This is a genomic window from Streptomyces olivochromogenes (assembly GCF_001514115.1).
Lineage (GTDB): Bacteria > Actinomycetota > Actinomycetes > Streptomycetales > Streptomycetaceae > Streptomyces > Streptomyces olivochromogenes.
This window is the reverse complement of record NZ_KQ948462.1, coordinates 228,356-252,142: the sequence shown is the minus strand read 5'-3', so window position 1 is coordinate 252,142 and position 23,787 is coordinate 228,356. Positions and strand designations below refer to the sequence as shown.

General features: G+C 69.3%; 12 protein-coding genes. 4 read left to right on the top strand and 8 right to left on the bottom strand.

The annotated features are described in order from the left end of the window. Complete coding sequence (locus tag AQJ27_RS30135) at nucleotides 1-924, bottom strand: carbohydrate ABC transporter permease (protein WP_067375431.1); 924 nt, start codon at nucleotides 922-924, stop codon at nucleotides 1-3. A gap of 59 nt (nucleotides 925-983) precedes the next feature. After that, nucleotides 984-2,435: an N-acetylglucosamine/diacetylchitobiose ABC transporter substrate-binding protein gene (gene ngcE, locus AQJ27_RS30130; protein WP_067375429.1), complete on the bottom strand. Its 1,452-nt coding sequence runs from the start codon at nucleotides 2,433-2,435 to the stop codon at nucleotides 984-986. Between the two features lie 675 nt (nucleotides 2,436-3,110). Here ngcE and AQJ27_RS30125 point away from each other — a divergent pair. After that, entirely contained in the window at nucleotides 3,111-6,872 is a 3,762-nt protein-coding gene (locus AQJ27_RS30125; protein WP_235613655.1) for a GH92 family glycosyl hydrolase, read from the top strand. Between the two features lie 68 nt (nucleotides 6,873-6,940). Here AQJ27_RS30125 and AQJ27_RS30120 read toward each other — a convergent pair whose 3' ends face one another. The 4 genes from AQJ27_RS30120 to AQJ27_RS30100 all read right to left on the bottom strand — a co-directional run bounded on the left by AQJ27_RS30120 (nucleotide 6,941) and on the right by AQJ27_RS30100 (nucleotide 14,617). After that, a complete protein-coding gene (locus AQJ27_RS30120) occupies nucleotides 6,941-10,222 on the bottom strand; it encodes a GH92 family glycosyl hydrolase (protein ID WP_067375427.1) in 3,282 nt (1,093 codons plus the stop codon). A 376-nt stretch (nucleotides 10,223-10,598) separates the two neighbouring features. Beyond that, nucleotides 10,599-11,660 (bottom strand): lytic polysaccharide monooxygenase auxiliary activity family 9 protein, encoded by a 1,062-nt coding sequence (locus AQJ27_RS30115; protein ID WP_067375425.1) that lies wholly within the window; start codon nucleotides 11,658-11,660, stop codon nucleotides 10,599-10,601. A gap of 705 nt (nucleotides 11,661-12,365) precedes the next feature. Continuing rightward, complete coding sequence (locus tag AQJ27_RS30105; protein ID WP_067375421.1) at nucleotides 12,366-13,934, bottom strand: sensor histidine kinase; 1,569 nt, start codon at nucleotides 13,932-13,934, stop codon at nucleotides 12,366-12,368. Continuing rightward, a complete protein-coding gene (locus AQJ27_RS30100; protein ID WP_067375420.1) occupies nucleotides 13,931-14,617 on the bottom strand; it encodes a response regulator transcription factor in 687 nt (228 codons plus the stop codon). Before AQJ27_RS30100 ends, AQJ27_RS30105 begins: the two co-directional genes overlap by 4 nt. A 75-nt stretch (nucleotides 14,618-14,692) precedes the next feature. On the opposite strand from AQJ27_RS30100, the gene AQJ27_RS30095 reads away from it, so the two are divergent. From AQJ27_RS30095 to AQJ27_RS30085, 3 genes are all read left to right on the top strand, one after another. Further along, the gene (locus AQJ27_RS30095; protein WP_067375418.1) at nucleotides 14,693-15,289 is read left to right on the top strand and encodes a hypothetical protein; all 597 of its coding nucleotides are present in this window, start codon (nucleotides 14,693-14,695) and stop codon (nucleotides 15,287-15,289) included. A gap of 145 nt (nucleotides 15,290-15,434) precedes the next feature. Continuing rightward, nucleotides 15,435-19,103 (top strand): S8 family serine peptidase, encoded by a 3,669-nt coding sequence (locus AQJ27_RS30090; protein WP_067375416.1) that lies wholly within the window; start codon nucleotides 15,435-15,437, stop codon nucleotides 19,101-19,103. A gap of 68 nt (nucleotides 19,104-19,171) precedes the next feature. Beyond that, nucleotides 19,172-20,176 (top strand): LuxR C-terminal-related transcriptional regulator, encoded by a 1,005-nt coding sequence (locus AQJ27_RS30085; RefSeq protein WP_067375413.1) that lies wholly within the window; start codon nucleotides 19,172-19,174, stop codon nucleotides 20,174-20,176. Between the two features lie 78 nt (nucleotides 20,177-20,254). Here AQJ27_RS30085 and acnA read toward each other — a convergent pair whose 3' ends face one another. After that, nucleotides 20,255-22,969, bottom strand: a complete 2,715-nt coding sequence (gene acnA, locus AQJ27_RS30080; protein WP_067375549.1) for an aconitate hydratase AcnA — start codon at nucleotides 22,967-22,969, stop codon at nucleotides 20,255-20,257. A gap of 214 nt (nucleotides 22,970-23,183) precedes the next feature. Then, nucleotides 23,184-23,687 (bottom strand): GNAT family N-acetyltransferase, encoded by a 504-nt coding sequence (locus AQJ27_RS30075; protein WP_067375547.1) that lies wholly within the window; start codon nucleotides 23,685-23,687, stop codon nucleotides 23,184-23,186. Nucleotides 23,688-23,787: the final 100 nt, after the last annotated feature.

Genomic DNA, 23,787 nt, shown 5'->3' with positions numbered 1-23,787 from the left:
TCAGAACTCCAACCGCTCGCGCCGGCCCAGTCGCATCACGATCGCCGCGAACAGCAGCGTGACGATGAGCAGCGCGACACCGATCGTGGTGGCGTAGGCGGCGTTCGCGTCACGGAACGCCGATTGGTACACGTACAGCGGAAGGACCGTGGTCGAGTAGTCGGGGCCGCCGGGACCCACGGTCATGATCTGCACGGCGGCGAACGCCTCGGCGCCGAGCGCCAGGATCCCCATGTACACCCATCCCGACTGCACGGTGTCCCAGAGCAGCGGAAGGGTGATCTTGAAGAAGGTGGTGGCGCGGCTCGCGCCGTCGAGCAGCGCGGCCTCGTAGAAGTCCTTCGGAATCGACGCCATGCCCGCCGAGAACAGCACGACGAAGAACCCGACCGTGCTCCACAGCAGCACCGCCATCACACACCACAGGGCGAGGTTCGGGTCGCCCAGCCAGTCCGGCTGGACACTGCCGAGGCCGATGGCCTTCAACGTCCCGTTGATCACACCGTCGTTGGGGTTGTAGGCGAATTGGAAAAGCAGGGAGACGATCGCGATCGACAGCACCTGCGGGAAGAAGTAGGCGATTTTGTAGAAACCCGAACCGCGCACTCCGGTGATGGCGGCGCCTTTTCGGCGCCGCCCACCGACATTGAGCATGAAGGCGAAGAAGAGCGCGAGGCCCAGCGTCACCAGCGGCAGCAGCAACGCGAACAGCAGACTGTGCTGCAACGACTTCCAGAAGATGTCGTCGTGCAGCATTCTGGTGTAGTTGGCGAAACCGACCATCTTGAAGTCGGGGCTCAGACCGGTCCAGTCCGTGAACGAGTAGTAGATGGCCTGGACGAAGGGCCAGATCACGAAGATCGCGTACAACGCCAAGGGGGCCACCAAGAACCCCACAATGAACCGGTACTTGCCGTGTTGCATGGTTACCGACCCCGATCGAATCGCGGATGCCACCGCCGGCGACGCGTGGACACGCGCCGCTACTGGTGCTTGTAGTGCTTGATGGACTGGTCCTTGGCCGCCGCGTCCGCGTAGCCCTGGATCTTCTTGATGGCCTCGGCCGGGGTCAGCCGTCCTGCCATCATCTCGCCGAGACCGGCGACACCGATCTGCTCCTTCTGAAGCTTCACGTACCAGTCCTGGAGCCGCGGGTTGACCACGTTGGTCCCGGCCTTGTCCAGGGCAGCGACACCGGACTTGAGGCCCGGGGTCAGCGTGATGCCGTCGGTACCGCCGTTGTAGGCGGTCAGCGACTTCACCTGGCTGGTGAAGTTCTTCGACGAGGCCTCGCTGAGCATGATGCGCAGCTGCTCCATGCCTCCCTCGGGGTTGTTCGCCTTGGCCGGCACGATGAAGGGCTCGCCGCCGGAGGCCCAGATGGTGCCGAACGGCATCTTGTCGGAGCTGTCCAGACCGGTCGGGCCGCTGACGGCCAGGTTGAAGTCCTTCGGGATGACGTTCGCGGACTCGTTCTCCACCCAGGAGCCGTTCGGGATGAAGAGCGCCTTGCCCTTGGCCCAGGCGGTCTGCGACTGGATGTGGTCGATGCCCGGGGTGCCCTGGAGGATGTAACCCTTCTTGTAGAGCTCGTAGTACGCCTCGAACGCCGACTTGACGGCCGGGTCCTTCCAGGCGTTGGGCTCCAGGTTGTCGATCTTGTCGAGAACCTCCCGGCCGCCGATCTTGGCGATGAAGGGGTAGAGCGAGAACGGCAGGTAGTACGGGTACTTGCCCGCGTACGTCCAGCCGGCGATGCCCTTCTTCTTCGCCTTCTCGCACAGCGCGAGCATCGCGTCCCAGGTCTCGGGGTACGTCGCGTCGAGCTTGTCGAGGGCGGTCTGCGAGTACCAGACGCCGTAGACGGTGTACGCGTAGTACATGATCCAGACCGGCGCGCCGTCGAACTGGCCCATCTCGACGATGCCGGGGCGCAGCGTGTCGCGGACCTTCTTCGACGGGTCGTCGATGGACGGCGCGTCGAGGAGCGGGGTCAGGTCGGTGAGTTGCTTCTTGCCGACGAGCACGCCCATGTCCATCTGCTGGGCACCGGAGTTGTCGATCAGGTCCGGCGGGGTGCCGCCGTTGAACTTGGGCTGCAGTTCGGACTGGATCTTCTGGGTCGCATGGAAGTTGACCTTGGCCTTCGGGTAGGCCGTCTTGTACTGGGCGTTGGCGTCGGTCGCGTACTTCGTACCGAATCCGCCGTCGAAGATGACGACGGCGAGCGGGGCCGTCTCGTTGACGCCCAGCGGGTTCTTCGTGGTCTTCTTGCCGGCCTTGGCCTTGTCACCGGAACCGCTGTCACTGCTCGCACAAGCGGACAAGAAGCTCATCGTCGGTACGGAGATCAGACCGAGGGCCGCGGACCGCTTGATCAGGTCACGGCGTCCGACACCCTCGGTGTTGCTGTTCTCGGCGGAAGTGGATCCCATGCTCAAGTCCTCGCCTTCTCCAGGACTCAGGCGGTGAACCGGATCCTCCCCGGCACCGCGGTTAGGTCAAGCTGGGGTCGTGCGTGAGGGATTCAGTCGGTCAACGCGGCGATCCCTGCCCGTCACACTGGCCGCCGACGCCCGATTCCCCCCGGGACGTGCCTGCCCGCGGCCGTCGAACGGCTGGGCGGGTGCCGACAGGTATAGTCCACTTCCCGCCAGCGGAGCAAGATCGAAAGCCGGTTTACCCGCGGGTCTTTTCCGAGTTGAGACCTCGCGGAAATATGGGGCGTCCGCGACTTCCCCGGGGGAAGATCGACAGGGCACCAATCTCCCACCATGGGAGTAATGCGCAGCTCGTCGCACGATATTCATCTCGGGCGCCACATCCAACACCCTTGACACCACTGACAACTTGACTCCCTACTGGTCCTTGCGTAGCAAATCTGACAACGTTGTCCAGGGCCGCGCGAGTGAGCCGAAGGGGCGCGCCGATGTCGAGAGCGCGAGCGCGCGCAGGCCCGAAGGGTTGAGCACGGTCGGGCTCTTGACATCGGCTACAGCTCCCCGGAGGCGAACGAGCCAGGAAAAAAGGGAGGGTGCTCGCGCATGCAGCACAGAGCTCGGTACAGACGGAGTTCTTCGGTTCGGCCCAGATGGGGTTCCTCAACGATAATGGGGGTGGTAGCGCTTTCTCTGCTGGTGGCCTCGCAGGGCACCGCGATTGCCCTTCCGGCCCAAACGGCGTCCGCCGATCGCGAGTTCGCCTCCTCGTTCGAATCAGGCGATCCGGCACCGACCTGGCTCAACACGGTGGACACCGGAGCAGACGGCGCAAAGCGCGCGTCGGGTGTCGACGGCGGCTACAGCAGCGGCATCCCCGGCAATGTCACCGACCACGTCACGGACGTCAGCGCGAGCGGCGAGAACACCGGCGGGGGCGAGGTGAAGGAGAACCTCGTCGACGACGAGTCGAGCACCAAGTGGCTGACCTTCGAGCCGACCGGCTGGGCGGAGTTCGACTTCGACGCCCCGGTCAAGGTGGTCACGTACGCGCTGACGTCGGCCAACGACCACGACGAGCGCGACCCCCAGGACTGGACCCTCCAGGGCTCCACGGACGGCAAGGACTGGAAGAGCCTCGACACCCGTTCCGGCGAGTCCTTCGGCGAGCGGTTCCAGACGAAGTCGTACGACATCGCGAGCCCCGTCGAGTACCAGCACTTCCGGCTCGACGTCACCAAGAACAACGGCGGCGACATCCTCCAGCTCGCCGACGTCCAGTTCTCCACGGGGCAGAGCGACGACCCGACGCCCAAGGACATGCTCTCGCTGGTGGACCGGGGCCCGAGCGGCTCCCCCACCGCGAAGGCCGGCGCGGGCTTCACGGGCAAGCGGGCCCTGCGCTACGCCGGTACGCACAAGGCGGACGGCCGGGCGTACTCGTACAACAAGGTCTTCGACGTGAACGTGGGTGTCGGGCGCGACAGCGAGCTGTCGTACCGGATCTTCCCCTCGATGGCGGACGGCGACCGGGACTACGACGCCACGAACGTGTCGGTGGACCTGGCGTTCACGGACGGCACCTATCTGAGTGACCTGAACGCGGTCGACCAGCACGGGTTCGCGCTGACGCCGCAGGGACAGGGCGCGGCCAAGGTGCTGTACGTCAACCAGTGGAACAACGTCGCCTCGCGGATCGGTTCGGTCGCGGCCGGGAAGACCGTCGACCGGATACTCCTCGCGTACGACTCCCCCAAGGGCCCGGCGAAGTTCCGCGGCTGGCTGGACGACGTGGCGCTGAAGACCGTGGCCCCCGAGAAGCCCAAGGCGCATCTGGCCGACTACGCGCTGACGACCCGCGGCACCAACTCCAGCGGCGGCTTCTCGCGCGGCAACAACTTCCCGGCGACGGCCGTCCCCCACGGCTTCAACTTCTGGACGCCGGTGACCAACGCGGGCTCGCTGAGCTGGCTGTACGACTACGCGCGCGCGAACAACGCGGACAACCTGCCGACCATCGAGGCGTTCAGCGCGAGCCACGAGCCGAGCCCCTGGATGGGTGACCGGCAGACCTTCCAGGTGATGCCCTCGGCCGCCGCGGGCACCCCGGACACCGGCCGCACCGCCCGCGCGCTCGCCTTCCGGCACGAGAACGAGACCGCGCGCCCGTACTACTACGGGGTGACCTTCGAGAACGGTCTCAAGGCGGAGATGGCGCCCACCGACCATGCCGCGGCCCTGCGCTTCACCTATCCGGGTGAGGACGCGAGCGTGCTCTTCGACAACGTGACCGAGCAGGCGGGCCTCACGCTGGACAAGGACAACGGGATCGTCACCGGGTACTCGGACGTCAAGTCCGGGCTGTCGACGGGTGCGACCCGGCTCTTCGTCTACGGGGTGTTCGACGCGCCGGTGACGGACGGCGGCTCGTCCGGCGTCAAGGGGTACCTGAAGTTCAAGCCCGGCGCCGACCACACGGTCACCCTGCGCCTGGCGACCTCCCTCATCAGCATCGACCAGGCCAAGGACAACCTGCGCCAGGAGATCCCCGACGGCACGTCGTTCGGGACGGTCAAGGAGCGGGCGCGCAAGACGTGGGACAAGCTGTTCGGCAAGGTCGAGGTCGAGGGCGCGACGCCGGACCAGCTGACCACGCTGTACTCCAGCATGTACCGGCTGTACCTGTACCCCAACTCCGGCTTCGAGAAGGTCGGTTCGAAGTACCAGTACGCCTCGCCGTTCTCCGCGATGCCCGGTCCTGACACCCCCACCCACACCGGGGCGAAGATCGTCGACGGCAAGGTGTACGTCAACAACGGCTTCTGGGACACCTATCGGACGACCTGGCCGGCGTACTCCTTCCTGACGCCCTCTCAGGCGGGTGAGATGGTCGACGGGTTCGTGCAGCAGTACAAGGACGGCGGCTGGACCTCGCGCTGGTCCTCCCCCGGGTACGCGGACCTGATGACCGGCACCTCCTCGGACGTGGCGTTCGCGGACGCCTACGTCAAGGGCGTGAACTTCGACGCGGAGGCGGCCTACGACGCCGCCCTGAAGAACGCGACCGTCGTCCCGCCGGCCTCCGGCGTGGGCCGCAAGGGCATGTCGACGTCCCCCTTCCTCGGCTACACCAGCACCGCCACCGGCGAGGGCCTCTCGTGGGCGATGGAGGGATACGTCAACGACTACGGCATCGCCGAGATGGGCCAGGCCCTCTACAAGAAGACCGGCAAGAAGCGCTACAAGGAGGAGTCCGCGTACTTCCTCAACCGGGCCCAGGACTATGTGAACCTCTTCGACTCGAAGGCCGGGTTCTTCCAGGGCCGCGACGCGCAGGGCAACTGGCGCCTGGACTCATCGAAGTACGACCCGCGAGTGTGGGGCTACGACTACACCGAGACGAACGGCTGGGGGTACGCCTTCACCGCGCCGCAGGACTCACGGGGCCTCGCCAACCTGTACGGCGGCCGGAGCGGGCTGGCCCAGAAGCTCGACACGTACTTCGCCACCCCCGAGACGGCCTCGCCGGACTTCGTGGGCTCCTACGGCGGGGTCATCCACGAGATGACCGAGGCGCGTGACGTACGGCTGGGCATGTACGGGCACTCCAACCAGGTGGCCCACCACGTGAACTACATGTACGACGCGGCGGGTCAGCCCTGGAAGACCCAGAAGAACATCCGCGAGGTCCTCTCCCGCCTCTACACCGGCAGTGAGATCGGGCAGGGCTACCACGGCGACGAGGACAACGGCGAGCAGTCCGCCTGGTACCTCTTCTCCTCGCTCGGCTTCTACCCGCTGGTGATGGGCAGCGGCGAATACGCCATCGGCTCCCCGCTGTTCACCAAGGCGACCGTGCACCTGGAGAACGGCAAGGACCTGGTCGTCAAGGCTCCGAAGAACAGCGCGAAGAACGTGTACGTGCAGGGCGTGAAGTTCAACGGCAAGCGCTGGACGTCGACTTCGCTCCCCCACTCGCTCATCTCCCGTGGCGGCGTGCTGGAGTTCGACATGGGCTCCAAGCCGTCGTCGTGGGGCACGGGCAAGGACGCGGCGCCCGTGTCGATCACCGAGGACGACAAGGTGCCCACGCCCCGCGCGGACGTCCTCAAGGGTGACGGCGCGCTCTTCGACAACACGTCGGCGACGGACGCCACGGTCACCTCGGTCGACCTGCCGACGTCCGCCGCGGCCAAGGGGGTCCAGTACACCCTGACCTCGTCCGCGGATCACACCAAGGCCCCGGCGGGCTGGGTCCTGCAGGGCTCCTCCGACGGCACCACGTGGACCGACCTCGACAAGCGCTCCGGTGAGTCCTTCACCTGGGACAAGCAGACCCGGGTGTTCTCGGTCGCGCATCCGGGCTCGTACGCGCACTACCGCCTGGTCCTCGACAGCGAGGCGACGCTCGCGGAGGTGGAACTGCTGGGCTGACACCCTCACACGGGCGGGGCGGGCGCGGAGATCACTCTCCGCGCCCGCCCTGTTGTGCGGTCGAGGTCTCAGCTCACCGCGAGGGTGAACACGTGCAGATCCGCGTTGTCCGGCAGCTTCACGCTCCTGACGGTCTTGCCGGACGGGGCCTGGAAGGGCTTGGTGGCGAAGACGTACGTGGCCACCGGGTCCTTGTCGGCGCCCGCGACATTGCGGTACGCGGCCCTGGCGACGGTCTCGTTGCCGTACTGGACGGTGCCGCCTCCGCCGCCGACGGTCCAGTCGGTGAAGGAGAGGTCGACGGAGTCCGTGCTGCCGTCGGTGTAGGTGACGGTCGCGTGGGTCTGCTGGTTGCCGTTGACCGCGCTGCCGATGAAGGACAACCGGTCGGCCGGGTGGGCCAGTTCGATGGTCTGGGCGGTCGCCGAGGCGTTGTCGGGACGGCCGGTGGGAGAGCCGGGCCAGGTGTAGGTGAGGCCGTCCACGGTGCCCTGCGTGCCGGGGGTCAGGCCGGCGGCGGCGAGGGCCTGACGGGAGTAGCTCCAGCCGCCGCCGTCGTAGTCGGCCTCGTCGTGGTCGCCGGTGTCGTCGGAGACACCGGTGTTGTTGTAGGCGGCCAGGAGGGAGCCGGGCGCCGCGACGGTCAGGGCCACCGGCTGCTCGTAGGAGGTGGCGGCCGATGTCACGGTGACCTTGACGTCGTAGAAGCCCTGCTGGGCGGTGTCACCGGCGGACAGGGTGATCTCCTGGGCGCCGTCGGTCACGGTGCCCTCGGCGGGGGTCGCGGTCACGCCGGCCGGGGTGTCCACCTTGAAGCGGACCTCGGGGCCGGCGCCGCCGCTCAGCGCGAGGGCACGGATGTCGAGCTTCGTGCTGCCGCCGGGTGCGAGCGTCGCCGTGGTCGGGCCCACACCGATCTGGTACGGCTGCTCGCCCTCGCGGAAGGACGGCGGGGCGGCCGCCGGGTCACTGCCCCAGGTGCGGTTCGGGGTACCGGAGAGCGTGTAGTCGAGCGTGCCGCCGTCGCGGACGAAGGAGGCGGGGAGCCAAGGGCGTTCGCTGGTACGGCCGTCGACCTTCAGCGACTGCACGTACGGGGCGTCGGCGACTGCGCCGTTCGCACGGATCTCGATGTCGTTGCCCCCGGGCCGGTTGATCTCCACCCGAGTGAACAGCGGTGACGCCAGGACGAGTTCGGCGCGGGAGGGGACCTGCGGATACATGCCGAGCGCGGAGAAGACGTACCAGGACGACATCTCCCCCAGGTCGTCGTTCCCTGGGATGCCGCCCGGCTGGGTCGACCACAACCCCGTCATCGCGGCGCGGACGGTCTCCTGCGTCTTGTAGGGCGCGCCCGCGTAGGCGTACAGGTAGGGCACGTTGATCGAGGGCTCGTTGTCCAGCTCCGACTTGTCGCCACCGCTGCCCGAGAAGGCCCAGCTGCCGTCGGCGTTGTGGAAGAAGGTGTCGAGGCGGTCGAGTGCCTTGTCCCGGCCGCCCATCGCGGCGAAGAGCCCGGCCGGGTTGTGCTGCACCATCCAGGTGTACTGGGCGGCCGTACCCTCCACGAATCCGTTGCCGGTCGCCGGGGTGAAGCCGGTGACCCAGCTGCCGTCCGCCTTGCGGTTGGCGATATAGCCGCCGGTCGAGTCCGCGGCGAGGTTGAAGTTGTTCTGCCACCACTGGGAGCGCTGGGCGAAGTCGGCGGCCGTCTGCTTCTTGCCCGCCGCCGTGGCGAGCTGGGAGAGCGCGAAGTCCGCGCCGGACATCTCGAGGGTCTCGGCGGCGCCGCCCCAGGCGTTGGACACGGACGGCATGTAGTGCTGCTCGAGGTACTTGTCGAGCGACGGCCGCTGCCCGACGGACAGGACCGGCTTGCCCGAGGAGGAGAGGTCGCCCTCGGTCGGTACCGTCGCGGCCTTGACCAGCGAGTCCAGCGCGCCGCGCAGGTCGAAGTCGGTGCCGCCGAAGGCCCGGATGCCGGCGAGCGCGGTCGGGGACGGGTCGCCGTTCATGACGTGGGTGCCGCTCGCGCCGTGCAGCCAGCGGTCCCAGACGCCGCCGTTCTGCCGGGCGAGTTCGAGCAGCGACTGCGCGATGTCGGAGCCGGTGTCCGGGCTGAGCAGGGTCAGCAGCTGGACCTGGGAGCGGTAGACGTCCCAGCCGGAGAAGGTGCCGTACTGGGCCCGGTGGCCGCGGCCGACGACATGGACCTTGTCGTCGGGTCCCCGGTATCTGCGGTCGGCGTCACTGATGACGTTCGGGTGCAGAAGGGCGTGGTAGAGCGCGGTGTAGAAGGTGGTGCGGTCGCTGTCGCTGCCGCCGCCGACCCTGATCGCGCCGAGCTGGTCGCGCCAGGCCCGGTGGGCGGCGTCCTGGACCGAGGCGAAGGAGCGGGACGGCGGGTTCTCGGCCGCGAGGTTGGCGGCGGCACCCGCCTGGCTGACGTACGAGATGCCGACCTTGACGTTCACGGGGTCGGCGCCGGGCTCGAACTCCACATAGCCGCCCGCGCCCTTGCCCGCGACGGGACGGCCGCCGCTCGCGAAGCCGCCGGTACCGCCGCTCGCCTCCGTGGAACCCGGGCTCAGCTTGTCGTCCTGCCAGGTGCCGGTCGACTTGAAGTCACGGTCGAAGCGCGCGGTGAAGTAGAGCGTGTAGTAGGCGCGTTGGCCCTCGGGGTCGAGGTAGCCGCAGAAGTTCCCGGAGGTGACGGACCCGGAGACCGTACGGGTCGCCGGGTCGATCTTCAGAGTCGAATCGGTCGAGCCGATCTCGGAGTTGGCACTGCGGACCAGCAGCGAGGCGGGCTTGTCGGCGGGGAAGGTGAAACGGCCCGAGCCGGTGCGCGCGGTCGCCGTGAGGTCGGCGGTGACACCGGAGGCGAGGCCGACCTTGTAGTGGCCGGGCTCGGCGGTCTCGTCGGTGTGCGCGAAGTCGGCCGCGTACACCGCGTCCTTGGTGTCGCTCGCCGGGGAGGACGTGACCTCACCGGCGTACGGGAAGAAGGGGCTGTCACCGCTACCGCCCGCGCAGCCCGTGCCGGACATGTGGGTGAGGCTGAAACCCCTGATGCGGGTGGCGTCGTACTGGTAACCGCCCGGCGCGGCCGTACGGGTGGCGTCGCCGCGGGTGTTCTCTGGGCTCCAGGAGAGCATGCCGAAGGGGACGACGGCGCCGGGGAAGACGTTGCCGCCGTTCTTGGTGCCGATGAGCGGGTCGACGTAGGTGGTGGGGTCCCGGACGAGGTCCGGTGATGCGGCGGCAGCCGCCGCGGGGGTGACGGCGGGGGTGATCCCGGCGGCCGCCAGGGCGACGGCGAGCAGGACGGATGACGGACGGAAACGCATGACGCGGCCCCTCCTCCTTCGGACGGGTCGCGCACCACAGGTCGCACAAGCCGCAGGGACAGTAACGTGCGCCACGGGTACCACGGAAGACCGCGTGCGGCCCCGCAGGCACGCTCGGCGCACACCCCTATGGCGCAACGCGCCCCCCAGTGATCCCTCAACTCGCTTGACATCGTTGTCGGTTGAGGCGGTAGAGTCATGTACAGACCATCAGACAACGTTGTCGCACGCCTCGGTCGTCACAAGCCACGCTCCCCCAAGCTCTCGGTTTCGCTCGAGCAGGGGACCCCCAACCCGGGCAGCAACCCCCCTCGCCCGCCCGGGCTCGCGGACCGGGTGAGTTCCACACCACCCACCCGGTCCGCCCAGAGCCCGGTCAACCGACCTGGCAGGGAAGCACGGTCGCGGGATCACCGCCGGAGCCCGAGACGACGTACCCGAAGGTCGCGCTCTTCCCGGGATCCAGCGCACCGTTCCAGTCGGCGTTGTGCACCATCACGTCCTGGCCGCTGTAGGTCGCGTCGCCGTTCCAGAGGCTGACGACCGACTGGCCGCCCGGCAGGGTCCAGTCGACCATCCAGCCGAGCATCGGCACGTCTCCGGTGTTGGTGACGGTCACCTCCGACTGGTAACCGCCGGTCCAGCTGTTGGTCGTCCGACGGGTCTCGGAGCAGACGCCGGGCGGGGGTTCGGTGGGGTTGCCGGGGTCGTGAATGCCCGTCACCTCGCCGTTGCCGCCGTCGAAGACGACGTCCGAGCAGGAGTAGAAGGTCTCCGCGCTGTCCGAGCGCTGCCAGACCACGTAGATGATGTGGCGGCCCGACTTGTTCGCGGGGAGCTGTCCGGTCCACGAGTAGTTGGCCTCGACCGTGCCCGGGCTGCCGTTGAGCGGCGGGTGGTCGACGGTCAGGAACGGCTGGTCCTCCATGTCGCTCCAGGTGAGCGCCTTGGTCGGGTCGAAACCGTCCTTGGTGACATAGACGTAGAACCAACCCGGGTGCGCGGCCCAGGCGTTGTAGGAGAAGTCGACCGTGGCACCGGAGGTGAGATGGGTGAGCGGCCAGTCGCTCCGGGGCAGGTTGAAGCCGGCGAAGTTGGGGTTGCCGCCGCTGCACAGCTCCCCGTCGGGGACGAAGCCGCGGGTGCGGCCCGCGCCGTCCGAGCGGAGCACCGAGAACCAGTTGTAGAACGGCGTGGTGCCGCTCACCTGCTGGGCCGCCTTGCAGGCCGGGTTCACGGGCTTGATCTCACCGGTGTCGGTCAGCCCGTCCTGCCAGCACAGGAAGGTACGGCTGCCGGGTTTCATGGGAGTGCCGTGCGCCGCCGCCTTTCCGCCGGTCGTGACGACCAGGCCGAGGGCAGGGACGACGGTGAGGAGGGCGAGGAGGAGGGAGCGGCGGCGGGTGGGCCGCGATAATCGGGACCTTGTCACGTTCATGACAGTTCCAGACATGCCGAACAGACCCTTCGCTCGGTGTCTCGGGAAAGTGAGGTGAGGCGGGAGCAACTCCCGGCGGGTTCCGGTCCGCCACATGGGAGCGCTCCCACCTCATTCGGACGTTAGCGCGCACAAGCACCTCTGTAAACGCTTCACGTGTAAGCGCTTCACGCACGAGGGCCGCACCCCCTGACAACGGGTGCGGCCCTCGCCATGACGGAGAAACCACTCAGGTACTGATTTTCCTATGACTGAGAAACCACCTGAGTCGGTCACGTCACCGATGGTGGGGTGACGTCAGATGGTGCTGTCGAAGAAGCTCCTTCCCGTAGTCGTTGCCGAATTGCCGTTGGGCGTGCGGATGATGCAGTGGACGCGCTTCTGGGTCGCGCCGCCGCCCCGCTGGGCGCACACGACTCCCGGGGAGCAGCCCGAGGCGAACCTGAAGTGCGACGGAGGGAGGGCCTGGTCGACGGCAACGAACCGCTCCCTTCCGGGCGCCGGGGCGGGCCGTTGTTCCGTCACCCGCACTTGGCGCACACCTTGGCCTGATGCCTGGTCCAGCGCTTGCGAACGTATGTCGCCACCGAAGGAAGTGTCAACAATTTCGTTGACCTTCATGGCTCACGCACAGGCCGCACAGGCGACACAGGCGACACAGGCGACACAAGGTCGCCGAGGGACGGCACCAAGGGTGGTCGGGCTTCAGGCCGACGCGGACGCCGGAGTGGGCGCCGGGTCCGGGGTCCTGATGCCGTCGGCCGGGGGCAGTTCGAGTGTGAACTCCGTACGGCCCGGAGCGCTCTCCACGCGGATGCGACCGCCGTGGGCGGCGGTGACCGCCTCGACGATGGCGAGTCCGAGGCCGGAGCCGCCCTCCGTGAGGCCGCCGCGGGCGCGCGAGACATCGCCGCGTGTGAAGCGTTCGAAGACCGACGGGAGCAGGTGCTGCGGGATGCCGGGACCGTCGTCACGGACGCGGATCACGCAGGCCGCTTCCGTGGCCTCCACCGAGGCGATCACGGTCGTGCCGGCGGGTGTGTGCACACGGGCGTTGGCCAACAGGTTGGCCACCACCTGGTGCAGGCGCGCCTCGTCGCCGACGACCAGGGCCGGGGTGTCTAGCAGCAGCGCCAGTTGCCAGTTGTGGGTGTCCCCGGCGGCCCGCGCGTCCCACACCGCCTCGGCGACCAGTGCGGCGAGGTCCACCTCTGCCGCGTGCAGCGGCCGGCCCTCGTCCAGCCGGGCGAGCAGCAGCAGGTCCTCGACGAGGCCCGTCATCCGGGCCGACTCGGCGGAGACCCGGCGCCAGGCCAGGGTCGGTTCGATCCGCTCGGTGCCGCGGTTCATCAGTTCCGCGTATCCGGCGATGGAGGCGAGAGGTGTACGGAGTTCGTGGCTGGCGTCGGCGAGGAAGCGGCGCATGCGTTCCTCGCTGCGGCGCATCTCCTCCTCGCCGCGCCGGCGTTCGGCGAGCGAGGACTCCACGTGGTCGATCATGCGGTTGAGGGCGGCACCGACCTGGCCGGCCTCGCTGCCGGGGTCGGTGTCGCGTTCGGGGACGCGGGTCAGGGCGGTGACCTCGCCGTGGCCCAGCGGGGAGCGGGAGACCTCGACGGCGGTGGCGGCGACCCGTCCGAGGGGGCGCAGTTGGCGCCGTATGACGACCGCGCAGACGCAGCCCGCGGCGGTGAGGCCGACGGCGGCCACCACGCCCTCGACCGCGACCAGCCGGCCGATCATGTCCTGTACGTCGCCCATGGGGAGCCCGGTGAGCACGGGGACGCCGTCGCCGCCGAGGGCGGTGACACGGTAGCTGCCGAGGCCCGGGACGGTACGGGTGTGCAGGGAGCCGTCGGTGGTGATGCCGTCGAGGGCGGCGCGCTGGACGGAGGTGAGGGTCTGCTGCCCGCCATCGTGGGTGACGACCTCGGCGGCGAGGATGCCCCCGTCCTCGTCGAACCGGGCGGCGAGCGTGCCGACGGCCTGTCCCCGTTCGTTGAGGAACCCCAGGTCCGTGTCGTCGCCGCTGCGGCGCTGGAGGCCGCCCTGGCTGCGCTCGGCGGCGTCGGTGACGCGCTGGTCCAGGTTGCCGAGCAGGTAGGAGCGTTGGGCGAAGACGGTGGTGAGGGCCATCGCGGCGCAGACGGCGACGAGGGTGGCGCTGATGAAGAGCAACAGCCGTGCGCGCAGCGAACGTCCGGCCCGCGCCGTGGGTCGGGTGCGTCCGGGAAGCCGGGTGCGTCCGGGGAGCCTGGTGCTTCGGAGGTTCATCTCCCGTCCTCCACCGGGCGGATCGCGTACCCCACCCCGCGCACGGTGTGGATCATCGGCGCCCGCCCCTTGTCGATCTTCCGGCGCAAGCTGGAGATGTAGACCTCGACCAGGTTGCCGCCGCCGTCGAAGGAGCTGCTCCACACGTGGTCGAGGATCTGGGCCTTGCTCAGCACCTGGCGCGGGCGGCCGAGCAGCAGGCCGAGCAGGTCGAACTCCTTGGCGGTGAGCTGGATCGGCGTACCGTCGCGGCGCACTTCGCGGGTCTCCTCGCTCAGGACGAGATCACCGAGTACCAGGACGGAGTCGTCGGCCCGGAGCGGTTCGGCGCCGGCCCCGCGCAGCAGTCCGCGCAGCCGCAGGACGACCTCCTCCAGGGAGAAGGGCTTGGTCACGTAGTCGTCGGCGCCCGAGGACAGGCCGTCGATGCGGTGCTCCAGCGCGTCGCGTGCGGTCAGCATGAGGACGGGCAGTCTCGGATTCTCGTACCGCAGCCTGCGCAGCACCTGGATTCCGTCGAGGTCGGGCAGCATCCCGTCGAGCACGACCGCGTGCGGGGCGCAGCCGCGGGCGGCGCGCAGGGCGCTGTGCCCGTCGGCGACCGGGTAGGGCCGCCAGCCGGCCTCGGTGACGGCCACGGACAGCAGTTCGGTGAGTGCGGGTTCGTCGTCGACGATCAGCACGCGGAGCCGGTCCCCACGGGGCCGCTCGCCACGGGGCCGCTCGCCACGGAGGCGGTCTCCGCGTACGCGGTCCCCGTGGACGAACTCACCGCCGTCACGTCCGACACAGAGGCGCTCGCCACCATCACGTCCGCCGCGAAGGCGCTCGCCCCCGTCACCTTCGCCGCGCACGCGGGCGCCACGGACTGGCTCGCCACGGTCACGTCCGGCACGGGGGCGCTCGCCACCGTCACGCTCGCCGCGCACGCGGTCCCCGCGGACGAACTCGCCGCCGTCACGCTCGCCGCGTACGCGGTCGCGGACGTACTCACCGCCGTCACGTCCGACACGGAGGCGCTCGCCCCCGTCACGCTCGCCGCGCGCACGGTCCCCGCGGACGAACTCGCCACCATCACGTCCGCCCCGGAGGCGCTCGCCGCCGTCACGTCCGCCGCGAAGGCGCTCGCCCCCGTCACGTCCGCCGCGAAGGCGCTCGCCCCCGTCTCGCTCGCCGCGCACGCGGGCGGCGTCGCCGAGGATGCGCTCGCCGGCGCGCTCGCCGTGGACGGGGTCGCCGGAGGCGCGTGTGGCGTGGAGACGTTCGCTTCGGGTGCCAGACATATGACGATCCTGTCCCGGTTCGCTGGGAGAACCCTGTGTTCCGACTTTGCCGCAGCCGTGCGAAGGGCCTAGCGGGAGGAACCGGCGGTCCTCAACCCCCGTGACCGAAGGGGGCATTGGCACGCCCCGGCCACAGGAATCCCTTGAGCCCCTTCGTGCTCGGCCCGCACGCTGGTCCAGACCTCACCAGGTCTCTCAAGGGGAGGAAAGCCCACAGATGCGAAGACTCCACGCCCTCTGGGCCATGGCAGGCGCCGCCGCTCTGCTCGCGGGTGCGGTCGCGCCCTCGGCAGCGGCCCCGACCCCCTCGTCGAACCCCTCATCGGGCGCGGCGCAGGGCAGTACCCGGACCGTCACCCTCATCACCGGAGACACGGTCTCCCTCACCGGCGGCGCGGACGGGAAGTACGCCGTCGACGTCCGGCACGGCAAGGGCCGCGAAGGCGTCAACTTCGTGACCACCGAGCAGAACGGCGAGGTCAGCGTCACACCCGACGATGCGATCCCGCTCGTCCAGGCGGGCCGCCTCGACCCGGCCCTCTTCAACGTCAGCCAACTCCTCGAGCAGGGGTACGCCGACGAGAAGACCGGCGCCATCCCACTGATCGCCACCTACGAGAAGGGCGCCGAGACCCCCGAGGGCGCGCGCCGGACGCGCGCCCTGCCCGGTATCGGCGGCGCCGCGCTGAACGCGCGGAAGTCGACCGCGTCGACCACGTTCTGGGCGGACATCGCCCCGGCCCCCGGCACCTCCCCCACCGCGAAGGCCGCCCGGCAGCTCGGCGACGGCCTCGACAAGCTGTGGCTGGACGCCAAGGTCTCGGCGTCCCTCGACGTCAGCGTCCCGCAGATCGGCGCCCCCGACGTGTGGAAGGCCGGTTTCGACGGCAAGGGCGTCAAGATCGCCGTCCTGGACACCGGCGTGGACACCGGACACCCGGACCTCGCGGGCAGGATCGCGGAGTCCGAGAGCTTCGTACCCGACGAAGGGATACAGGACGGATTCGGCCATGGAACGCACGTGGCCTCCACCCTCGTCGGCTCGGGCGCGGCCTCCGGCGGCCGGTACAAGGGCGTGGCGCCGGGCGCGGAACTGGCGGTGGGCAAGGTCCTCGACGACACCGGACACGGCCAGGAGTCGTGGATCATCGCGGGCATGGAGTGGGCCGCCCACTCCGGCGCGAAGATCGTCTCCATGTCCCTGGGCGGTACGGCGTCCGGTCCCTCGGATCCGCTGAGCGAGACGGTGGACCGGCTCTCGGCGTCCACCGGAACCCTGTTCGTCATCGCGGCGGGCAACGCGGGCCCCTCCGACGAGACCGTCGGCACGCCGGGCATCGCGGACTTGGCGCTCACGGTCGGCGCGGTCGACAAGTCGGACCACCTGGCGTCCTTCTCCAGCCGTGGCCCGCGCCTCGGTGACTCCGCGGTCAAGCCGGAGATCACCGCTCCGGGAGTGAACATCACCGCGGCCCGCGCCTCCGGCACCTCCATGGGCACGCCGGTCGACGACTACTACACGACCGCGAGCGGTACGTCGATGGCGACCCCGCACGTTGCGGGCGCCGCGGCGCTGGTGGCACAAGCGCATCCGGACTGGACGGGCGAGCAGATCAAGGCGGATCTGGCGAGCACCGCCAAGACCCAGTCGGACGCCGACGTCTACCAGCAGGGCGACGGCCGGGTGGACGCGGTCCGGGCGGTCGAGCAGGGCGTCTTCGGGACCTCGACGCTGAGCTTCGGCACGTACGACGACGACGCCACCGGCATCGACAGCAAGGACATCACCTACACCAACACCACCGACAAGGCGGTGGAGTTGAAGCTCGCCTCGACCCTGGCCGAGGCCGCGCCCGGCGCCGGTTCGGTGACCGTGCCCGCGCGCGGCACCGCCACCGTCCCGGTCTCCGTCGACCCCGCGAAGGAGGACCAGGGCCGGTACTCGGGTCACGTCACGGCGAGCGGCGACGGCGCCCTGGTCACCACGGGGGTCGGCTTCGAGAAGGCTCCGAAGGCGTTCGAGCTGAAGGTGAACCTGATCGGCCGCGACGGAGCGCCGATCACCGGGTCCGCGCTGTACACCATGCAGGAGCTGAACGGCGCGATCTCCAACCAGTACGGATTCATGACCGGCGCCAACACCTGGCGGGTCCCGGCCGGCACGTACTCCATCGGCACCTGGATCTACGACCGCGACGGGGGCGGCGTGGCCGTCGGCACCTCGGTCGTCGGCGATCCCGAGATCAAGGTCGACGGGGACACCACGATCACCCTCGACGCCCGCAAGGCCGTGGAGATCAAGCCGAAGACGAAGGAGGACTCCGAGTCCAAGGGCTTCACCACCTCCTGGCACCGCGAAGGGCCGGGCAGCTCCTTCGGGATGTCCTACGGCCAGGGCTGGTGGACCAAGCACATCTACGTGGCGCCGACCAAGCCGGTCACTCGGGGCAGCTTCGAGTTCTACTCCAAGTTCCGCCTGTACGCGAAGGAGTTGACGGCGAGCGTCCTCGGCCCGGAGAAGCTTCCGCTGTCGATGTACTACTCGCAGACGTACAACGACTTCCCGACGAGGATCAGCGGTAGCCACACCGTGCGGGCGGTCGACGCGGGCGGCGGCACGGCGGCCGACTTCGCGGGGCTCGACGTCCAGGGCAAGGTGGCGGTGGTCGGGCTCGGCGCGACCGAGCGGTCGGATGCCGCCCTGGCCAACGCGACCGCGGCCGGGGCCGGTTATCTCATCACCTACCGCAAGACACCCGGCTTCTGGCTCGAAGCCGTGGACCACGCGACCACCGTGCCCCTCATGATCGCCACCGGCGAGGAGGGCGCCAAGCTCACCAGCCTGCTGCGGACCGGCAAGAAGGTCACACTGAAGCTGGGCGGAACGCCGGTCAGTCCGTACGTCTACAACGTGTTGTTCGCGCAGAAGGGCGCCGTCTCCGCGAACCAGACGTACCGCGTCGACAGCTCCAACACCGTGAAGCGGACGGCCCGCTACTACGGGGGCGCGGCCGGCGAGATGGGCTACGACACCGCTTACACGTTCCGCCCCTATCAGCTCTTCTCCGCCGACAGCGGCGAGTACATGCAACTCGGTACCTCGCGCACCGAGTACTACAACGTCGACCCCGACACCCGAACCTGGCATGTCGTCTACCCCGACTGGCGGGCGAGCAAGGGCCAGTGGAGTCCGCTGCGGACCTTCGACAGGGCGGGCACGGAACCCACCGAGGACTGGCTGCGCCAGGTCGTCCGCCCGGCGAGCAGCGAGGAGTACGGCCCCTCGCAGCGCACCGGTGACCAACTCACCATGTCCGTGCCCGAGTTCGGTGATTCCACGATCGGCCACTACGGATACGCGGACGGCACGCAGGACACCGCGAAGGGCAAGCTGTACGCGGACGGACAACTGGTCGGCGACTCGCTCATCGGCGGGTACGGCGTCCTCACCGTCCCGGCGGCGCAGACCTCGTACCGCTTCGTACTCGACGCCCAGCGCAGGGCCGACTGGGCGCGGTACTCGACCAGCACGCACACCGAGTGGTCCTTCGCCTCGGCGCACACGACCACGCAGACGGCGCTGCCGGTGCTCTCCGTCGACTACGACCTGCACGGGCTCGATCTGCTCAACCGCGCCGAGGCCAAGAAGAAGACGAAGCTCGGGCTCTCCCTCCGGGACCAGGCGGGGAGCGTCAAGGCCGGTTCGCTCAAGGCCTGGGTGTCCTACGACGACGGCGCGTCCTGGAAGGAGGTGAAGGTCCGCCACGGCCGGGCGCAGATCAGGCACCCGAAGGGAGCGGAGTTCGTGTCGCTGCGGGTGCTGGCCTCCGACGCCGCCGGAAACCAGGTCGACCAGACCGTGCTGCGGGCGTATGGCCTGAAGTAGGCCTGAAACAGGACCACTGCTCACAGCGGTGCAACAGGCTTAACAAAGATCCTCTACCGTGCCGGGCCATGGCGAACACGGCTTATGAACCGGCACTCGGACGGACCCCTGTCGCGAGCCCCTGGGCCGCGGTGGGGGTTTCCGCCTTCGACGAACGCCTCTACCGGGCGGTCCTGCACCAGCCCGACGCGAGTACGGCGGGCTGGGCTCTGCTGACCGGCGGCTCCCGGTCCCAGGTCCGGGACGCCTGCGAACGGCTGCTGGCCCTGGGTCTGCTGCAGCCGCCGGACTCGGTCGGCGGACTGCGGGCCGTCGACCCACGGGTGGCGATCCGTGCCCTGATCCGGCGCCGCGAGACCGAGTCCGAGCTGCTGGCCGCCACCGCGCAGGAGATGTCCACGGCGTACGACGCGGGGCTGCTGCGCGAACGGCCCGCCCGGCTGGTCGAGGTGGTGGACGGCGAGGGCGCCAACGCCGCGCGGCTGGAGGAGCTGTACGCCCGCGCCGAACACGAGGTGTGTCTCTTCGACTCCCCGCCCTATCTCGCCCCGCGCACCCCGCAGTTGGACCTGCAGGCCGATCTGCTGAGCCGCGGCGTGTCCTACCGCGCGGTCTACGCGGCCACCGCGCTGGAGGATCCGGACGTCCTGTGGCACGCGTTACGGATGGTCGAACTCGGCGAACAGGCACGGGTGTTGCCCGCCGTGCCGGTGAAGCTGCTGGTGGTCGACGGGCATACCGCGATGCTGCCGCTCACCGCCGCGGACGCGGGCGGCTACTGCGCGGCGCTCGTCCGGCACTCGGCGGTGACCGACGCCTTGCAGCGGCTCTTCGAGCTGGCCTGGCAGCAGGCGACGCCGCTCGGCCGGCCGGTCGCCGACGGGGAACTCACCGAGGGAGAGCGGACGTTGACGCGGCTGCTGGCCGCCGGGATGAAGGACGAGGCGGTCGCCCGTCACCTGGGGGTGAGCCTGCGGACACTGCGCCGCCGGGTGAGCGATCTGCAGGAGCGGCTGGGCGCGGCGAGCCGTTTCCAGCTGGGGATGCGGGCGGCTCAGCGCGGCTGGGTGTAGGCGCGCGGACGTGCCGTCGCATGCGAAGGGCCGCACCCCTGCGAAGAGGAGTGCGGCCCGGCCGCCTTACCGGATCGCCTACTTGCGGATCAGGTTGCGCAGCACGTACTGCATGATGCCGCCGTTGCGGTAGTAGTCCGCCTCGCCGGGGGTGTCGATGCGGACGACCGCGTCGAACTCGACGCCGGTGTCGGTGGTGACCTTCACCGTGCGCGGGGTGGTGCCGTTGTTGAGCTCCTCGACGCCGGTGAAGGAGAAGGTCTCCTCGCCGGTGAGGCCGAGGGTCTCGGCGGTGGCGCCCTCCGGGAACTGGAGCGGCAGGACGCCCATGCCGATGAGGTTCGAGCGGTGGATGCGCTCGTACGACTCGGCGATGACGGCCTTGACGCCGAGGAGCGCGGTGCCCTTGGCGGCCCAGTCGCGGGACGAGCCGGAGCCGTACTCCTTGCCGGCCAGGATGACCAGCGGGGTGCCCTGCTCGATGTAGTTGCGCGAGGCGTCGTAGATGAACGCGACGGGCGCGCCCTCGACGGTGAAGTCGCGGGTGTAGCCGCCCTCCGTGCCCGGCGCGATCTGGTTGCGCAGGCGGATGTTGGCGAACGTACCGCGGATCATGACCTCGTGGTTGCCTCGGCGCGAGCCGTAGGAGTTGAAGTCACGACGCTCCACACCGTGCTCGGTGAGGTACTTGCCGGCCGGGGTGTCGGCCTTGATGGCGCCGGCCGGGGAGATGTGGTCGGTGGTGACCGAGTCGCCCAGCTTGGCGAGCACACGGGCACCGGCGATGTCGGTGACCGGGGACGGCTCGTGCGCCATGCCCTCGAAGTACGGGGGCTTGCGGACGTAGGTGGACTGCGGGTCCCACTCGAAGGTGTTGCCGGTCGGGATCGGCAGCGCCTGCCACTGGGCGTCGCCCGCGAAGACGTCCTTGTAGGACTTGTTGAACATGTCCTCGCCGATGGCGTTCGCCACGACGTCGTTGACCTCGGCCTCGGAGGGCCAGATGTCGGCCAGGTAGACCGGCTTGCCGTCCTGGTCGATGCCGAGCGCGTCCTTGGTGACGTCCACCTTCATGGAGCCCGCGAGCGCGTACGCGACGACCAGCGGCGGGGAGGCCAGGTAGTTCATCTTGACGTCGGGGTTGATGCGGCCCTCGAAGTTCCGGTTGCCGGAGAGGACCGAGGTGACGGCGAGGTCGTGCTCGTTGACGGCCTTGGAGACCTCCTCCGGCAGCGGGCCGGAGTTGCCGATGCAGGTGGTGCAGCCGTAACCGACGAGGTTGAAGCCGACCTTGTCGAGGTAGGGGGTGAGCCCCGCCTTGTCGAAGTAGTCGGTGACGACCTTGGAGCCCGGGGCGAGGGTGGTCTTGACCCACGGCTTGCGGGTCAGGCCCTTCTCCACGGCCTTCTTCGCGACGAGCGCGGCGGCGACCATGACGTACGGGTTCGAGGTGTTGGTGCAGGAGGTGATGGCCGCGACCGTCACCGCGCCGTGGTCGATCTCGTAGGTCGAGCCGTCGGGGGCGGTGACCGTGGTCGGACGGGTCGGTACGCCGTTGGTGGAGGCCGGGGAGTCGGAGGCCGGGAAGGACTCCTTGCCCGCCTCGTCGTCCTCGTCGACGTAGTTGCGCACGTCCTGCGCGAACTGCTGCGCGGCGTTGGCCAGGATGATCCGGTCCTGCGGGCGCTTCGGGCCGGCGATCGACGGGACGACCGTCGAGAGGTCCAGCTCCAGCTTCTCGGAGAAGTCGGGCTCGGCGGCCGGGTCGAGCCAGAGGCCCTGCTGCTTGGCGTACGCCTCGACGAGCGCGAGCTGCTGCTCGCTGCGGCCGGTCAGCTTGAGGTACTTGATCGTTTCTGCGTCGATCGGGAAGATCGCGGCGGTCGAGCCGAACTCCGGCGACATGTTGCCGATGGTGGCGCGGTTGGCCAGCGAGGTGGCGGCGACGCCCTCGCCGTAGAACTCGACGAACTTGCCGACGACGCCGTGCTTGCGCAGCATCTCGGTGATCGTGAGCACGAGGTCGGTGGCGGTGGTGCCGGGGGTGAGCTCACCGGTCAGCTTGAAGCCGACGACGCGCGGGATGAGCATGGAGACCGGCTGGCCGAGCATCGCGGCCTCGGCCTCGATGCCGCCGACGCCCCAGCCGAGCACACCGAGGCCGTTGACCATGGTGGTGTGCGAGTCGGTGCCGACGAGCGTGTCGGGGTACGCCTGGCCGTTACGGACCATGACCGTGCGCGCCAGGTGCTCGATGTTCACCTGGTGGACGATGCCGGTGCCCGGCGGGACGACCTTGAACTCGTCGAAGGCGGTCTGGCCCCAGCGCAGGAACTGGTAGCGCTCCTTGTTGCGGCCGTACTCCAGCTCGACGTTCTGCGCGAACGCGTCGTTGGTGCCGAACTTGTCGGCGATGACGGAGTGGTCGATGACCAGCTCGGCCGGGGCCAGCGGGTTGATCTTCGCCGGGTCGCCGCCGAGTTCCTTGACGGCCTCACGCATGGTGGCGAGGTCGACGACACAGGGCACGCCGGTGAAGTCCTGCATGATCACGCGGGCGGGCGTGAACTGGATCTCCTGGCTGGGCTGCGCCTGGGAGTCCCAGTTTCCGATGGACCGGATGTGGTCGGCGGTGATGTTCGCGCCGTCCTCGGTGCGGAGCAGGTTCTCCAGCAGCACCTTCAGGCTGTACGGAAGGCGAGCCGAGCCTTCCACCTTGTCCAGCCGGAAGATCTCGTACGACTCGTCGCCCACCTGCAGCGTGCTGCGGGCGTCGAAGCTGTTCGCCGACACGACAGTCTCCTTCATTGATGTGCGCGTTCCCACCGCATCCTGCCGCCACGACGTCTTGGCCGATCCGCTAAGGTAAGGCTAAGTTAGGTAAGCCTTACCGTCAGACCTGACGACAATGTGCGACTGCGGTGCACCTCGGCAGATATCTCGATGTCGAGATAACTCTAGTACATGGGCGCCCCCGGGTCATGCCCGGCATGCTGTCGACCTGCCGTCAGTCACTCCGGCGCGCCCGGGGCAGCGCGCGCGTGAGCCACACCAGCTCGCCGCGGTCGTCGGCCGAGACGTGGTCGCGCTCGAACCCGAGCTTTTCGAGGACACGGAACGACGGAGCGTTCCAGGTGCGCACGGTCGCCCAGACCCGCCCGCGCCCGGTCGTGCTCGCGGCGGCGAGCACCGCGGAGGCCGCCTCGGTCGCATAGCCGTACCCGTGCGCGCTCCGGAACAACTCGTACGCGATCTCGGGCTCGTCGAGGCAGGCCCGGCCGACGAGGAGCCCGCAGTAGCCGATGAAGGCGCCCGTGTCGCGGCGGTCGACGGGCAGCAGGGCGATGCCGGTCGACGCCGCCGCGGCGAGCAGGGTCGCGATGATCTCGCGGCTCCGTCCGACCGGGAGCGGCCCGTCGCCCCGTTCCGCGACGAGCGCGCTGTGACCCTCGGCATCGGAGCCGGACCACGGCCGCAGCGTCAGCCGGGCGGTCTCGAGGCGTGACGGCATCGGCGGATACGCGGGCACGGCGACACCGTATCGACGGCGCCCGGGGCGGGGAACACCCCGCTCGGGGCGAGGAACCCGGTACTCGGGGCGGGGCGGGCGG

Coding starts and splice junctions, on each gene's coding strand:
- AQJ27_RS30135 (WP_067375431.1), bottom strand. CDS start 924: ATGCAACACGGCAAGTACCGGTTCATTGTGGGGTTCTTGGTGGCCCCC.
- ngcE (WP_067375429.1), bottom strand. CDS start 2,435: ATGGGATCCACTTCCGCCGAGAACAGCAACACCGAGGGTGTCGGACGC.
- AQJ27_RS30125 (WP_235613655.1), top strand. CDS start 3,111: ATGGGGGTGGTAGCGCTTTCTCTGCTGGTGGCCTCGCAGGGCACCGCG.
- AQJ27_RS30120 (WP_067375427.1), bottom strand. CDS start 10,222: ATGCGTTTCCGTCCGTCATCCGTCCTGCTCGCCGTCGCCCTGGCGGCC.
- AQJ27_RS30115 (WP_067375425.1), bottom strand. CDS start 11,660: ATGAACGTGACAAGGTCCCGATTATCGCGGCCCACCCGCCGCCGCTCC.
- AQJ27_RS30105 (WP_067375421.1), bottom strand. CDS start 13,934: ATGAACCTCCGAAGCACCAGGCTCCCCGGACGCACCCGGCTTCCCGGA.
- AQJ27_RS30090 (WP_067375416.1), top strand. CDS start 15,435: ATGCGAAGACTCCACGCCCTCTGGGCCATGGCAGGCGCCGCCGCTCTG.
- AQJ27_RS30085 (WP_067375413.1), top strand. CDS start 19,172: ATGGCGAACACGGCTTATGAACCGGCACTCGGACGGACCCCTGTCGCG.
- AQJ27_RS30075 (WP_067375547.1), bottom strand. CDS start 23,687: ATGCCGTCACGCCTCGAGACCGCCCGGCTGACGCTGCGGCCGTGGTCC.